The 14062-nt window shown below is 35.2% G+C and carries 15 protein-coding genes and 1 riboswitch; of the genes, 8 read left to right on the top strand and 7 right to left on the bottom strand.

The genetic code is table 11. From position 1 onward, the window contains the following. The first annotated feature begins 23 nt into the window (after positions 1-23). Positions 24-129, top strand: a riboswitch (SAM riboswitch). Between the two features lie 64 nt (positions 130-193). From mtnW to Y7E_RS0109545, 5 genes are all read left to right on the top strand, one after another. Beyond that, entirely contained in the window at positions 194-1438 is a 1245-nt protein-coding gene (gene mtnW, locus Y7E_RS0109565) for a 2,3-diketo-5-methylthiopentyl-1-phosphate enolase (RefSeq protein WP_017151052.1), read from the top strand. Then, positions 1435-2094 (top strand): 2-hydroxy-3-keto-5-methylthiopentenyl-1-phosphate phosphatase, encoded by a 660-nt coding sequence (locus tag Y7E_RS0109560; protein ID WP_017151051.1) that lies wholly within the window; start codon positions 1435-1437, stop codon positions 2092-2094. The genes mtnW and Y7E_RS0109560 overlap by 4 nt, the downstream gene beginning before the upstream one ends. Next, on the top strand, positions 2091-2729 hold the full coding sequence (locus Y7E_RS0109555; RefSeq protein ID WP_017151050.1) for a methylthioribulose 1-phosphate dehydratase: 639 nt from the start codon (positions 2091-2093) through the stop codon (positions 2727-2729). The genes Y7E_RS0109560 and Y7E_RS0109555 overlap by 4 nt, the downstream gene beginning before the upstream one ends. Next, entirely contained in the window at positions 2707-3219 is a 513-nt protein-coding gene (locus tag Y7E_RS0109550; RefSeq protein WP_017151049.1) for a cupin domain-containing protein, read from the top strand. The genes Y7E_RS0109555 and Y7E_RS0109550 overlap by 23 nt, the downstream gene beginning before the upstream one ends. Positions 3220-3511: 292 nt before the next feature. Further along, a complete protein-coding gene (locus Y7E_RS0109545) occupies positions 3512-3787 on the top strand; it encodes a hypothetical protein (RefSeq protein ID WP_017151048.1) in 276 nt (91 codons plus the stop codon). Between the two features lie 122 nt (positions 3788-3909). On the opposite strand, the gene Y7E_RS0109540 is transcribed toward Y7E_RS0109545, so the two are convergent. From Y7E_RS0109540 to Y7E_RS0109525, 4 genes are all read right to left on the bottom strand, one after another. After that, on the bottom strand, positions 3910-4242 hold the full coding sequence (locus tag Y7E_RS0109540; protein ID WP_017151047.1) for a DUF3909 family protein: 333 nt from the start codon (positions 4240-4242) through the stop codon (positions 3910-3912). Beyond that, the gene (locus Y7E_RS0109535; protein WP_017151046.1) at positions 4242-5123 is read right to left on the bottom strand and encodes an NAD(P)-dependent oxidoreductase; all 882 of its coding nucleotides are present in this window, start codon (positions 5121-5123) and stop codon (positions 4242-4244) included. The genes Y7E_RS0109540 and Y7E_RS0109535 overlap by 1 nt, the downstream gene beginning before the upstream one ends. Positions 5124-5127: 4 nt before the next feature. Then, complete coding sequence (locus Y7E_RS0109530; RefSeq protein WP_017151045.1) at positions 5128-6258, bottom strand: serine hydrolase domain-containing protein; 1131 nt, start codon at positions 6256-6258, stop codon at positions 5128-5130. A gap of 92 nt (positions 6259-6350) precedes the next feature. Continuing rightward, positions 6351-7643 (bottom strand): sensor domain-containing diguanylate cyclase, encoded by a 1293-nt coding sequence (locus Y7E_RS0109525; protein ID WP_026049160.1) that lies wholly within the window; start codon positions 7641-7643, stop codon positions 6351-6353. A gap of 361 nt (positions 7644-8004) precedes the next feature. Between Y7E_RS0109525 and Y7E_RS0109520 the strand changes: the two genes are divergently transcribed. The 3 genes from Y7E_RS0109520 (at position 8005) to Y7E_RS0109510 (ending at position 9778) form a co-directional block, all read left to right on the top strand. Further along, complete coding sequence (locus Y7E_RS0109520; protein ID WP_017151043.1) at positions 8005-8622, top strand: nitroreductase family protein; 618 nt, start codon at positions 8005-8007, stop codon at positions 8620-8622. A 287-nt stretch (positions 8623-8909) separates the two neighbouring features. Continuing rightward, positions 8910-9128, top strand: a complete 219-nt coding sequence (locus tag Y7E_RS0109515) for a hypothetical protein (RefSeq protein ID WP_017151042.1) — start codon at positions 8910-8912, stop codon at positions 9126-9128. A 305-nt stretch (positions 9129-9433) separates the two neighbouring features. Then, positions 9434-9778 (top strand): DUF3915 family protein, encoded by a 345-nt coding sequence (locus Y7E_RS0109510; protein ID WP_017151041.1) that lies wholly within the window; start codon positions 9434-9436, stop codon positions 9776-9778. A 99-nt stretch (positions 9779-9877) separates the two neighbouring features. Here Y7E_RS0109510 and ptsP read toward each other — a convergent pair whose 3' ends face one another. The 3 genes from ptsP to ptsG all read right to left on the bottom strand — a co-directional run bounded on the left by ptsP (position 9878) and on the right by ptsG (position 14054). After that, positions 9878-11590 (bottom strand): phosphoenolpyruvate--protein phosphotransferase, encoded by a 1713-nt coding sequence (gene ptsP, locus Y7E_RS0109505; protein ID WP_017151040.1) that lies wholly within the window; start codon positions 11588-11590, stop codon positions 9878-9880. Continuing rightward, the gene (gene ptsH, locus Y7E_RS0109500) at positions 11590-11853 is read right to left on the bottom strand and encodes a phosphocarrier protein HPr (RefSeq protein ID WP_000411078.1); all 264 of its coding nucleotides are present in this window, start codon (positions 11851-11853) and stop codon (positions 11590-11592) included. The genes ptsP and ptsH overlap by 1 nt, the downstream gene beginning before the upstream one ends. A 137-nt stretch (positions 11854-11990) precedes the next feature. Then, positions 11991-14054, bottom strand: coding sequence for a PTS glucose transporter subunit IIABC (gene ptsG, locus Y7E_RS0109495; RefSeq protein WP_017151039.1), 2064 nt, complete (start codon positions 14052-14054; stop codon positions 11991-11993). Positions 14055-14062 lie beyond the last annotated feature (8 nt).

The following is a 14062-nucleotide window of genomic DNA, read 5'->3' as shown; positions in this document are numbered from 1 at the left end:
AAAATTTTAACATTTCTAAATACTTCTTATCAAGAGCAGGTGGAGGGACGAGCCCGACGAAACCCGGCAACCGATCTACAATTGTAGGCACGGTGCTAATTCTCGCAGCATTACGCTGACAGATAAGGAGCTGGTTGTAAAAAAACCTCTCCTTAGCTGAGAGGTTTTTTTATTTAACTAGGAGGTTATGAAAATGAGCGGAATAACAGCAACATATTTAATCCATGATGATTCCCATAATTTAGCGAAAAAGGCTGAGCAAATTGCTCTCGGTTTGACAATTGGTTCATGGACTCATTTACCACACTTATTACAAGAACAATTAAAGCAACATAAAGGTAGCGTCATTCATGTCGAAGAGTTGGAAGAACAAGAACATATAAATACGTATCTTGGAAAAAAAATAACACGTGGACTCATTAAAATTCATTATCCATCACTAAATTTCAGCCCTGATTTACCAGCTATTTTAACAACAACTTTTGGAAAATTATCATTAGATGGCGAAGTTAAACTGATTGATTTAACATTTTCAGATGACTTAAAAGAACATTTCCCTGGCTCTAAATTTGGCATTGAGGGAATTCGAAATCTCTTACATATGCACGACCGTCCACTTCTAATGAGCATTTTCAAAGGAATGATCGGACGCAATATCGGATATTTAAAAACTCAACTACGTGATCAAGCAATTGGCGGTGTAGATATTGTAAAAGATGATGAAATCTTATTTGAAAATTCATTAACACCGCTCACAAAACGAATTCATGCAGGAAAAGAAATATTACAGTCTGTATACGAAACATATGGTCATAAAACTTTATATGCAGTAAATTTAACAGGACGTACGTATGATTTAAAAGAAAATGCAAAACGAGCAATCGAATACGGTGCAGATATCCTACTCTTCAATGTATTTGCGTACGGATTAGATGTACTCCAGTCACTTGCAGAAGATGAAAATATTTCAATTCCTATTATGGCGCATCCTGCTGTTAGCGGTGCTTATGCATCATCAAAATTATACGGATTTTCTTCACCATTGTTACTTGGAAAATTGCTTCGTTATGCTGGTGCAGATTTCTCTTTATTTCCATCACCATACGGCAGTGTTGCATTAGAAAAAGAGGAAGCGCTTCTTATTACAGAGGCACTAACAAAAGAAGACCCTGCTTTAAAAAGAAGCTTCCCTGTTCCATCAGCTGGCATTCATCCTGGTTTTGTTCCATTTATCCTTCGCGATTTTGGCAAGGATGTTGTCATTAACGCAGGTGGTGGTATTCACGGTCATCCAAGCGGTGCACAAGGCGGCGGAAAAGCATTTCGAGCAGCAATTGATGCCGCTTTGCATCGAACACCATTGCATGAAGTAGATAACACTGATTTACATGCTGCACTGCAATTATGGGGAAATCCATCTCGCGAGGTGAAAATATGAGTATTCAAATCTTCTGTGACTTTGATGGAACCATTACAAATAACGATAATATCGTTTCCATTATGGAAAAATTCGCACCACCAAAAGCTGAGGAAATAAAACAAAAGATTTTATCACAAGACATTTCTATTCAAGAAGGTGTATCACAACTTTTTAAATTATTACCAACAACTTTGCGTGATAATATCATCAGATTCCTCAAAGAAACAGCTAATATACGCACTGGTTTTGAGGAATTTTTACAGTTTATAAATGAAAATAACATTTCTTTTTATGTTATTTCTGGAGGGATGGATTTCTTCGTTCATCCCCTCTTGGAAGGACTCGTTCCAGAAAACCGAATTTATTGTAACGCGACTGATTTTTCTGAAAAATATATCGAAGTAAAATGGCCACACCCTTGCGATGAACATTGTAATTATAATTGTGGCCTTTGTAAATCAACATTAATTCGAAACCTTAGTTCTAAAAATGATTTTCATATTGTAGTAGGCGACTCAATTACAGATTTACAAGCAGCCAAACAAGCTGATAAGGTATTTGCTCGAGATTTTCTTATTACAAAATGTGAAGAATACCATATTCCTTACACACCATTTGAAACATTTTATGATATTCAAACTGAATTACGGCACTTGTTGGAGGTAAAGTTATGAAACAACTTTTTCGTCAGTGGCATAACCTAAGTGAAATAAAAAAGGAATTAACGAGTCGCAACTGGTTTCCAGCAACAAGTGGAAATATTTCTATAAAAGTAAATCACGAACCACTTACCTTTCTTATTTCAGCAAGCGGTAAGGATAAAACAAAAACAACACCTGATGATTTTCTATTGGTAGATTATCAAGGAGAACCAGTCTTAGAGACCGATTTACGCCCTTCTGCCGAAACCATATTGCATACGCATATTTATAACCATACAAATGCTGGTTGTGTCCTGCATGTTCATACAACCGATAATAACGTCATCACAAATTTATATAACGAAGAAGTTATTCTTCGTAATCAAGAAATTATTAAAGCCCTTGATATTTGGGAAGAAGGTGCAACAATTCGCATCCCAATTATTGAAAATGATGCCCACATTCCTTCACTTGGGGAAAAATTCAAGAAGCATATCCGTGAAGATTCAGGCGCTGTATTAATCCGAAACCATGGGATTACCGTTTGGGGAAAAGATAGCTTTGATGCAAAGAAAAGATTAGAAGCATATGAGTTTTTATTCCAATTTCATATAAAACTATTATCAATTCAAGGAGGCGTTTCACATGGCGCAAATTTATATTCATGAAATAAATACTCGCATTGAAAATGAAGTGGAAGTAGAGCAATTTTTACAAGGAGAAGGCGTTTTATATGAGAAATGGGATATTTCAAAACTTCCTGCTCATTTAAAAGAAAACTACTCCTTAACTGATGAAAACAAAAAAGAAATTTTAACAGTATTCTCTAAGGAAATTGCTGATGTTTCAGAACGTCGAGGTTATAAAGCACATGATGTTATTTCCCTTTCAAATGCAACTCCTAACCTTGATGAGTTATTAATTAACTTTAAACGAGAGCACCATCATACTGACGATGAAGTTCGTTTTATTGTCAGCGGACATGGTATTTTTGCCATTGAAGGTAAAGATGGGCACTTCTTTGATGTTGAACTTAAACCTGGTGATCTTATCTCAGTACCTGAAAATGCAAGACATTATTTCACATTACAAGATGATCGCCAAGTTGTAGCCATTCGTATTTTTGTTACAACGGAAGGCTGGGTTCCTATTTATTAAGGTAGTTAGTTGAATAAAAGGAATTGGACCCCCTTTTCCTTCCTTTTATTCACTCTACATATATACATCCTCCTATGGAACAGGCTTATTTCAAAAATATGAAATAAGCCTGATTTTTTGTTTTTTTCGACACTACACAAACCTTCTCCTTATTTAAGAATTTATCAAGTGTATTTATCAATAAAATTTGAACATTTTTTGAACTTTTTCTGAAAATTCTGTTTAAATTGTGTTATAATACAAATAATAGAAAATGAAGTGAAAAGAAAACTGCAAAAAGAGGGGGAAGAACATGAATTTAATTATAGCACTTATACTTGGGGTTACTTGTGGAGCTATTCCTGCTATTCTTGGAGCAATTATGGAGGAATTAGAAATCGGTATGCTAGGTTTTGTCGCATCTTCTGTAAGCGCTTTACTCTTTGGTTTATTCGGCGCTATTCCTGTTGCTATTCTCTTTGCATTATATATATTACGTCACGCTCGTACAAAACAATTCCGTCACAATCATATGGCTAAAATCATCCCATTTCCAATTGAACGCTCTCGTCGTGCTTCTAGCTTATAATCCATTACTATATCCTCACCATACATCTACTTCAATATAGCCTGCCTTTGTCAAAATTAACTTCCAGCTTTTCCGAAAAAATATTTTAAACATAATAAAAAAGTCCTCAAATGAGGACTTTTTTATTTATTATCTTCCAAAAACTGAAATAGTTCTTGTAAATGAAGAGCATCTTCTCCATAACTAACAGATACATAGCGTACTCCATCAATTTCAGCATGCATATAAAGATCGATTCCTTCACGATCGTACTTTAAAGCTAAATAAAATTCCATTTCTTCTAGCATTTCCTTTGATGCTCGGATAACATAATGACCGTTCTCATCACGTCCATACTCAAATGTTGGCTCAAAATCATACTTTTGTTTAAATGCTGCTTGTTGTTTATCATTAATTGGCATACAGGTTGCACGCTGCACAGCATCAATCATTCCATCAAATTTTTCTAAATCCATTATATTACCCCCATATATTTCTTATACAAAACCTGTGTCCCACTATCCTCTTCTCCCGCTTCTATTAATTCATTATATAGCTCTTTTGCTAGAGCTAATCCAGGTACAGGTAATTCTAACTTTTCAGCTTCATCTAATGCAATCTTCATGTCCTTCATGAAATGTTTTACATAAAACCCTGGCGCAAAGTCTTCCTTTAGCATACGCGGAGCTAAATTACTTAATGACCAACTACCAGCTGCTCCAGTTGAAATACTTTTTAGTACTTTATCTGGATCTAAACCTGCTTTCTTTGCATACGCTACCGCTTCACAAACTCCTATCATATTAGAAGCGATCGCAATTTGATTACACATTTTTGTATGTTGTCCACTTCCTGCTGGTCCTTGTAGCTGAATGTTTTCCCCGAGTTTCTCAAATAAAGGTAAACAAACTTCATATACTTCTGGATCTCCACCAATCATAATGGCAAGTCTTCCTTCTTTCGCTCCAATATCTCCTCCCGATACCGGTGCATCTAGAGTATGTACATTCTTTGTTTTTCCAGCTTCATATATACGCTTTGCTAGTGTTGGTGTAGATGTTGTAAAATCAATTGCAATTGTACCTTCATTTGCATGTTCGAGAATTCCCTCTGTTCCAAAATAGATTTCTTCTACATCATGCGGATACCCTACCATCGTCATAACAACATCTACATTTTTCACCAATTCTTTTGGTGAATCACACCAATGCGCTCCTTCTTTTAATAAAGAAGTTGCTTTTTCTTTCGTACGGTTATACACATATACTATATAGCCACCTTGTAATAAATGCTGTACCATACTTTTCCCCATAACACCTGTACCTATAAAACCAATTGATGAAATTACTTGTTTCATCCACTCATCCCCTTTGTTCTAATAAGTCGCTTACCATCTTTCGAAATTCCTTATTGAAATCATCATTTATGCTATTTTGTACATTTGAGAATAAAACAACAAATGTTCCCTTATCTTTATTAAAATTATTAAATGTATTCCAACCAGCAAGTACACCATGATTATGAAAATAATCATGGTAAATATATAAACTAAATGCATATTGTTTTTCGGATGAAGGTGTAAACATCGCTTGTATACTTTTCTCTGAAAGAAGTTTTCCGTTTATAATCGCTTCATCTAACTTTTTCATATCTCCAACTGTAGTATACATCTCACCACAGCCATATAACCAATCCATTGCCAATTTTGGTGCAGGTACAAGTACATTATCTTTCTTTGTATATCCTTTAGTAAAATGTTGATCTCCTGGCACCATATTCCCCATGCCCGATTCATACATTTTCGCTCGCTCAAAAATGTTTTCCTTTATATATTCACCTAAAGGCTTTTTAGTTATATTTTCTATAATATAAGCCAACACCATATAATTATAATCCGTATACCTCCAGCCAGTTCCCGGTGGAAATTCTACATTTTGTTTTCCAATCCACGTAACTAAATTTAAACGTGACGCGGCATTTACTTTTCCCTTTCCCTCCCCTGGTAAACCCGAAGTATGTGTTAATAAGTGATATAATGTGATATTTTTATTTGCCGGAAATACAGGAATATATTTATTTACATTGTCCTGAATATTTAACTTTCCTTGCTCTTGCAACTGTAAAATTGATGTTGCCACAACAGTCTTAGTAATTGAACCAATTCGATATTTGGTTTGTGGCGTATTTTCAATTTTACTTTGAACATCCGCATATCCATATCCTTTTTTCAGCACAACATGATCTTTATCTGTTACAAGAACCGTTCCATTAAAATCTTTATCTTTTAAATATTGATCTAACTTTTGTGCCACACTAGCATAATCAATTGACGGTTCCTTTTTTTCTTCCAAATTATCCTGTAATTCAGATTTAACAGAAGGCGTTACCTTTGATGTTAACACTTCTTGCTTCTCCGACGTATAAAAAAAGTAGTACACAATTCCGCATACTATAAAGCAGCCGAAGACCATCATAATAAATCTTTTTATCATTCAAAAACCTCCACAGTTACTTCGTTATAAATGGTCCCCTCTTTCTATTATCAGACAACAGAAAAAAATCGCAACACTTTGTTGCGAAAAATTTACATTTTTTCTTTTCTATATAAACGCACTTGGTTTTTCCCATTTTTTTTCGCTTCATATAAAGCAATATCCGCTCGCTGCATCAATTCTTCTTTTGTAATCCCTTGCTCATATAAAGCAACTCCAAAACTTGCGGTTAACTTCGAAATGCTCGAGAATTGTTTCGTTTCAATAAAAAAACGTAGTGATTCAGCAACTTGGAAGGCCTCTTTTTCCGTCGTATTTATTACTAATATAATAAATTTTTCTCCGCTCCACCGTGCGAAAATATGCTGGGATGCTATTTTAGATTTCATAAGTTCGGCTAACTGAATTAATGCTAAATCACCAAAATCATGACCATATGTGTCATTCACTTTTTTAAAATCGTCTATATCAAAAAGAATAATTGCCATTGTTTGATTCATTCGTTTCTCTTTTTTCCATTTTTCTTCTAATAGTTGTTGAAACTTCAAACGATTATATATTTCTGTTAAAGAATCAATTGCAGCAAGCTGTTCTTGCTCTTGATATAGTTCATCTAATTCCGTAATATCTGTACACTTAACAATAAACCTAGAGAAATCTTCTGGTACAGATGCAGCACGTAATAAAAAAACAAACTCTTCGCCTTCATGATTATACATTTTTATTTTTCTGGCTTGCGCTAAAGAATCATCGAGCCAAGTTATATCGTGATCTGTTGCGTAATATCCATGCTCTTGAATAAAATGTTCCGCAAATATCATATGATTCTCATGATATGAAACTAAATTTTCATATCCAAAAAAACTCAAAAAGTTCGTATTACAGTCGACGATCTCATCATCTTCTACAATGAATAATAAATCATTTTGAAAATCAAACATCATTTGAAGAAGCTCTTGTTGAATAGTCACTTGTTGCAATAGTGTTAATTGATAGAGGCTTTTGTTTACCTCTTCTAACACAGCCTGTGGTGTAACAGGAGCTATCACAATATTTCGTACCCCTATTGTAAGCAAATCTACAAATTTTGAAGTCACCGGCTGATCCCAGATAACAATAAAAGAATTCATTGAATTATATATTTGTTTTATATACTCTACTTGCGTACCATTCGACACATAAATGATCACAATTTGTGGTCGCACTTTTTCAAATAACATTTCTCCTTCTTCAAAACTACTTGCTATAAACATACATTTTGGATGTATATTGTCTATCGTATACTGGTGATTACGCCCTTCTTCTATATAAAGTACATTTATATGGAGATCCTGTAATACATTTTGAAAAACCGTATTCTCTAATAAAAAATGTAGTATGTTCACCACTGGTCTTCACTCACTTCATATATCCTGTTCTACTGAATTCTTCACTATCCTTTTCTACAAGGGACCGTTATCAAAAGAACCCGATTGGTGAGGGCTGATCATCAACAGGAATGAGGAACTCTCCCACTGACAGAAGCTTCACTTTACATATTTCTTCTTGATCTGTGAATCATCCTTTTATTGTATGACTATATGAATGACAGCGATTGTACGAATGCCCCTTTTTATTCTATTCTCAACAACTTGACAATTAAAATAAAGATATTATATTCTTTTACAGTAACAACTTACAAAATGTAAGTTAATTTTTTTACATATGGTATTTTTATAAATCCGCATAAAACATAGGAGGTATATTATGACACAGCAAGATTTCTTTACTGTTTTATATGAACGAACATCTAATCGTGCATTCAATCCTGAAAAAGAGATTTCAAAAGAGGAATTACAAGAAATTTTGAAAGCAGCTGGTCAAGCACCATCAGCTTGGAACTTACAACATTGGAAATTCCTTGTTTTCCAAGGCAAAGATGTACAAAACCGTTTACATCCAATCGCTTATAACCAACAACAAATTCTCGATGCCTCTGCAGTAGTCGCTATTTTAGGTGATCTAGAAGCAAATAAAAACATTGATTCTGTATATGGACCAATCGTAGAGCAAGGATTTATGAAAGAAGAGGCAAAAGAACGTTTGGCACAAAATATCGAATCTGCATATAAGCGTGAACAATATCCGCGCGATGCAGCCTTCTCTAATGCATCCTTAGCCGCAATGCAACTTATGCTTGCAGCTAAGGCAACTGGCTGGGATACTTGTGCAATCGGTGGTTTTAATCCGCAAGCACTAATGGATGAATTTAATGTTTCTTCTCGCTATGTACCAATCATGCTAATTACAATTGGTGAATCTACATTAAAAGGACATCCAGCACCACGTATGAATGTTGAACAAGTAACTGAATGGGTAAAATGAATTAAATCTTTACTATCTTGAAATTTCATGGTAGAAAGTTACTAACTATGAATAATGAGTTAAGAACGAAGGCTAGTGTCCTTCGTTTTTTACTTTAATGTCATCTTTCTGTAATAACTCTATATAAAAATCGACATAACATTATAAATCCAATTTCACTCTCCCTTGATATACGCTTAAAATGACGCATCGTGTCGAATTCTGTTTCTAATTTGAAATATAGGGATGTTTTTTTGTTACAATTATGATACAATAGTAACAAATAGATAACAAGAGAGGGATTTTCATTGAATTCATATGGAAGCTTTATTGCATTTTTAAGCTATACCGTAACTGTACTGCTTCTATACTTTATTGGAGATGCCACAAATATTACAATGCTACAATTTCCAAAAGAAAAAGCACTACAGCTAGAAGACGGACTACATATTTCACAATCTATCGTACCATTACTGTTGGCTCTTCCCGTATATGCAATCGTTTTATATAAAAGTAAAAAAGTGTAAAGGATACCTTGTTATCAACGAAGGTATCCTTTTCTATGTAACCAATTATTCGTGGATAATAAGCCCCCCTACAAACTCTTATTGATTCAAAGATGATAAAACCCCAATTCTTGAATAAAGAAAAAACACTAAGAAAAGTTTCGATCTATCCTCCTGTCATTTGTCCTTATCTAAATACCATTAAGTAACAAATACCTATCTAGTCATTTAAAATAAGAAAATATCCCAGCAAAAATTCCCGCTCTGTCCAATCACCACATATGTAACTTACATACATTATAAGTGTGAAGGGGGTGATGAGAATTATGTTTGGATCTTTTGGATGTCGTGACGACTTTAGAGGTTGTCACTTTGACAATGATTGTAAAAAAGATGATTTTCGAAAAGATGATTTCCATAAAGACGATCGAAAAAAATCATCACTATGTAACGTTCTTATTAACATTTCAATCGGAACAAGAATTTCTCTTTTAAAAGTCAAACATTGCGGTACATTCCGTGACGTTGTATTTGAAGGTTTTTCTTGTGGAGTAGCGCTTTTCTCCCAATTTGAAGAAGCAGATGCAGAAGAGCTTGATGGAGAAGAAGTAAACACATTTAGAGGTTTATTACGTGTCTGCCCGGAAGATATAATCGCAATCGCTGTTTAAATCTATTTCGTATCCCCAGATTTATAAAAGCTCATCTAGGTTTAGTATATAAAAAAACCTGAGACCGATTTCAAATCGGCTCAGGTTTTTTTATTAGTATTAAATGCTTTTAACTAATTCAACAACTTCTTCAGCAGTTGACATTGTCAATGCTTTTTGTGCTAACTCTTCCATTTGTGCTTTTGACAACTTGCTCAGTTGTGTTCTTGCAGGAAGGATAGATGTTGCACTCATACTAAATTCATCTAATCCTAATCCAAGTAATAATGGGATTGCAAGTGAATCTCCTGCCATCTCACCACACATACCAGCCCATTTTCCTTCTTTATGAGCTGCATCGATAACCATTTTTACAAGACGTAAAATAGACGGGTTATACGGTTGGTATAAGTAAGATACACGCTCATTCATACGGTCAGCAGCCATTGTGTATTGGATTAAGTCATTTGTTCCGATAGAGAAGAAATCAACTTCTTTAGCAAACTGATCTGCTAATACTGCAGAAGCAGGGATTTCTACCATCATACCTACTTCAATAGCGTCAGAAACAGTTGTACCAGCTTGAACAAGTCTTTCTTTCTCTTCCAATAAAATTGCTTTTGCTTGACGGAATTCATCAAGAGTTGCAATCATTGGGAACATAATTTTTAAATTACCATATACGCTTGCACGAAGTAATGCACGAAGTTGTGTACGGAACACATCTTGTTCTTCAAGACATAAGCGAATTGCACGGTAACCTAAGAATGGGTTCATTTCTTTTGGTAAGTGTAAGTACGGAAGCTCTTTATCTCCACCGATGTCAAGTGTACGAACGACAACTGGTTGACCTTCTTTTACACCTTCAAGAACTGCTTTATACGCTTCGAACTGTTCTTCTTCTGTTGGAAGATTATCACGACCCATGTATAAGAATTCTGTACGGTATAAACCAACGCCTTCTCCACCATTGTCAATGATACCTTGTACATCATTTGGTGTTCCGATGTTTGCAACAAGCTCAACATGATGTCCATCGCTTGTTACAGTTGCTTGATCTTTTAACTTAGCCCATTCAGCTTTTTGTTCTTCGAATTTCGCTTTCTTTTCTTCAAAAGCATGAAGAGTTTCTTCAGATGGGCTCACAATTACTTCTCCATCTAAACCGTCGATAATTACCATATCGCCGTTTTGGATTTTCTCCATAACAACTTTTGTACCAACAACAGCTGGAATTTCCATAGAACGAGCCATAATTGCAGAGTGAGATGTACGTCCACCAATATCAGTTGTAAAACCTTTTGCATATTTACGGTTTAATTGAGCTGTATCAGATGGTGTTAAATCTTCAGCAATGATGATTACTTCTTCAGAAATTGTACTTGGGTTTGAGAAGTTAATTCCTAGTAAATGTGCAAGAACGCGTTTTGTTACGTCGCGAATATCCGCTGCACGCTCTTTCATATATTCGTTATCCATGTTTTCAAACATAGTAATGAACATTGTTGCAACTTCATCCATTGCAAATTCAGCATTTACTTTTTCATTGTTTACTTTATCTTTTACCGGGTTAACTAGTTCTGGATCATTTAGTACTAGTAAATGTGCTTCGAAGATAGCAGCTTTATCAGCACCAAGCTCAGCAAAAGCATGGTCTTTAATTGCTTCTAATTCAGATTTTGCTTTCTCAAGCGCAGCGTCTAAGCGTGCAATTTCTGCAGCTTCGTTCGTAATCGTTTTCTTTTCAATGTTAAATTCAGGATTTTCAAGTCTGAAAGCCTTTGCAATAGCAATCCCACTTGATGCAGCGATCCCTTGAATATTAAGAGTCATTATTCTCCTAATCCTTCGTTTTTCATAGTTTCTTCGATAGCTGCTAGTGCTTGAGCTGCATCATCACCATTTGCAGTGATTTTAATTTCTGCGCCTTGTTGAATACCTAAAGACATAACACCCATGATTGATTTTAAGTTAACGTTTTTACCGTTATACTCTAAGTTAATGTCAGCACCAAATTTGCTTGCAGTGTTAACAAGTAGAGTTGCTGGACGAGCATGAATTCCTGAGTCACTAGTTACTTTAAAGATTTTTTCCATAATAATTTATCTCCTTTAAATACAGTATTTTTTAAGTTGTATAGACGTTAGTACTACACCACCTATATTGTATATAATAGGCGATGTTCGGTCAACCACATCGCCCATTATAATTATAAACATTTTGCGTCAATTTCTTACTGAATGTCAATAATAGCTGCTTCGCCCTTCTTAACATTACCTTCTTTTTTCAATTCAACTTGTTGCCCTTGCTCTAAATTTGTAAAAATAATTGGTGTAATAATAGATGGTGCATTTTCTTTTACAAATGCTAGATCTACTTTTAATAAAGGTTGTCCTTGTTTCACTTTATCGCCTTGTGCTACAAGTGCTTCAAAACCTTCACCATTTAATTTTACTGTATCAATACCGAAGTGAATTAGGATTTCTTTTCCACCTTCAGATTGAATACCAATCGCATGTTTTGTTGGGAATACATTAACAATCTCTCCATCCACTGGAGAAACAACTGTTCCTTCCATTGGCTCAATTGCAAATCCATCACCCATCATTTTCCCTGAAAAAACTTGATCAGGTACTTCTGTAATTGGTAAAAGCTTCCCTTCAATTGGAGATACAATTGTTTCATTTGTATCAGCTTTTTGTACAGGTTCTTCTACTTTTACTGGATCTTCTTTTTCAATATGAGGTGTACGACCTGACATAATATCATGAATTTGTGATTTCAATGTATCAGATTTAGGTCCGAAAATAGCTTGAATATTATTTCCAACTTCAAGTACTCCCGCTGCCCCAAGTTCTTTTAAACGATCTTTGTTGACATTTTTTTGTTCATTAACTTGAACACGTAAACGAGTAATACAAGCATCTAAAGAAGCAATATTCTCTTTACCTCCAAGTGCTACTAACACTTCACGAGGAAGTTCACCTGCTTCTGTTTTCCCTGCGCCATCAGCATCTTTTGTTACTTCACGGCCAGGTGTTTTTAAATCCCATTTACGGATTGCAAAGCGGAATCCGAAGTAGTAAATAACTGCAAGTACAAGACCTACAACGATTACCCACCACCATGGTGTACGGTTTTGAAGAACACCGAATAACATGAAGTCAATTAAACCACCAGAGAATGTCATACCAATTTTAACACCTAGAATATGCATTGTCATAAATGATAGACCAGCGAATACAGCATGTATTCCGAATAGTACTGGTGCTACGAATAAGAATGAGAATTCAAGTGGTTCTGTAATACCTGTTAAGAAAGATGTTAACGCAGCAGAACCTAAAATACCAGCTGCTAATTTTTTATTTTCTGGACGTGCTTCATGATACATTGCTAGAGCTGCTGCTGGAAGACCGAACATCATGAACGGATATTTACCTGTTGTAAATGTACCAGCTGTTAATTCTACACCATCTTTTAATTGTGCCATAAAGATCTTTTGGTCACCACGAATTAATTCGCCCGCTGCATTTGTATATTGACCAAATTCAAACCAGAATGGTGAATAGAAAATGTGATGTAATCCAAATGGAATTAATGAACGTTCAATTAATCCAAAAATAAATGCCGCTAACGTTTTATTTGCATCAATCATTTGATGCGAGAACGTATTTAAGCCACCTTGAATCGTTGGCCAAATAAAGCACATTAAAATCCCTAATAATAAAGAGAATGCTGCTGTTGCAATCGGTACGAAACGTTTACCTGCAAAGAATCCTAAGTATGGTGGCAATTCAATATTGAAGTATTTATTATAGCAATATGCCGCTAATATTCCGACGATAATACCACCAAATACTCCTGTTTGTAACGTTGGAATCCCTAATACATTGGCGTAAGCAGGATCTGTAAAACCAATTTTAACTGGATCAGACCCAGTGCTTGTTACTTTCACTAGCTTATCTACTTCTAAGAACACACTCATAGTTTTGTTCATAATTAAGTAGCCAACGAATGCTGCTAATCCAGCTACTCCGTCTCCACCAGCGAGTCCAATCGCTACCCCAACTGCGAATAACAACGCAAGGTTTGCGAAAATAATATCACCAGATTGTTCCATGATTTTGGCAACCATGACAAACCAATCTGCTTTTAAAGCAGGCATGAAATCCGTTAACGTTTCATTTTGAAATGCGTTACCAAACCCAAGTAAAATACCTGCCGCCGGTAAAATCGCTACTGGAAGCATAAGCGCTTTTCCGACCTTTTGAAGAACACCAAAGATCTTCTTAAACATGGAAACCC

It is taken from the genome of Bacillus bingmayongensis, from assembly GCF_000299035.1.
GTDB lineage: Bacteria > Bacillota > Bacilli > Bacillales > Bacillaceae_G > Bacillus_A > Bacillus_A bingmayongensis.
This window is presented reverse-complemented; position numbering and strand designations above follow the sequence as displayed.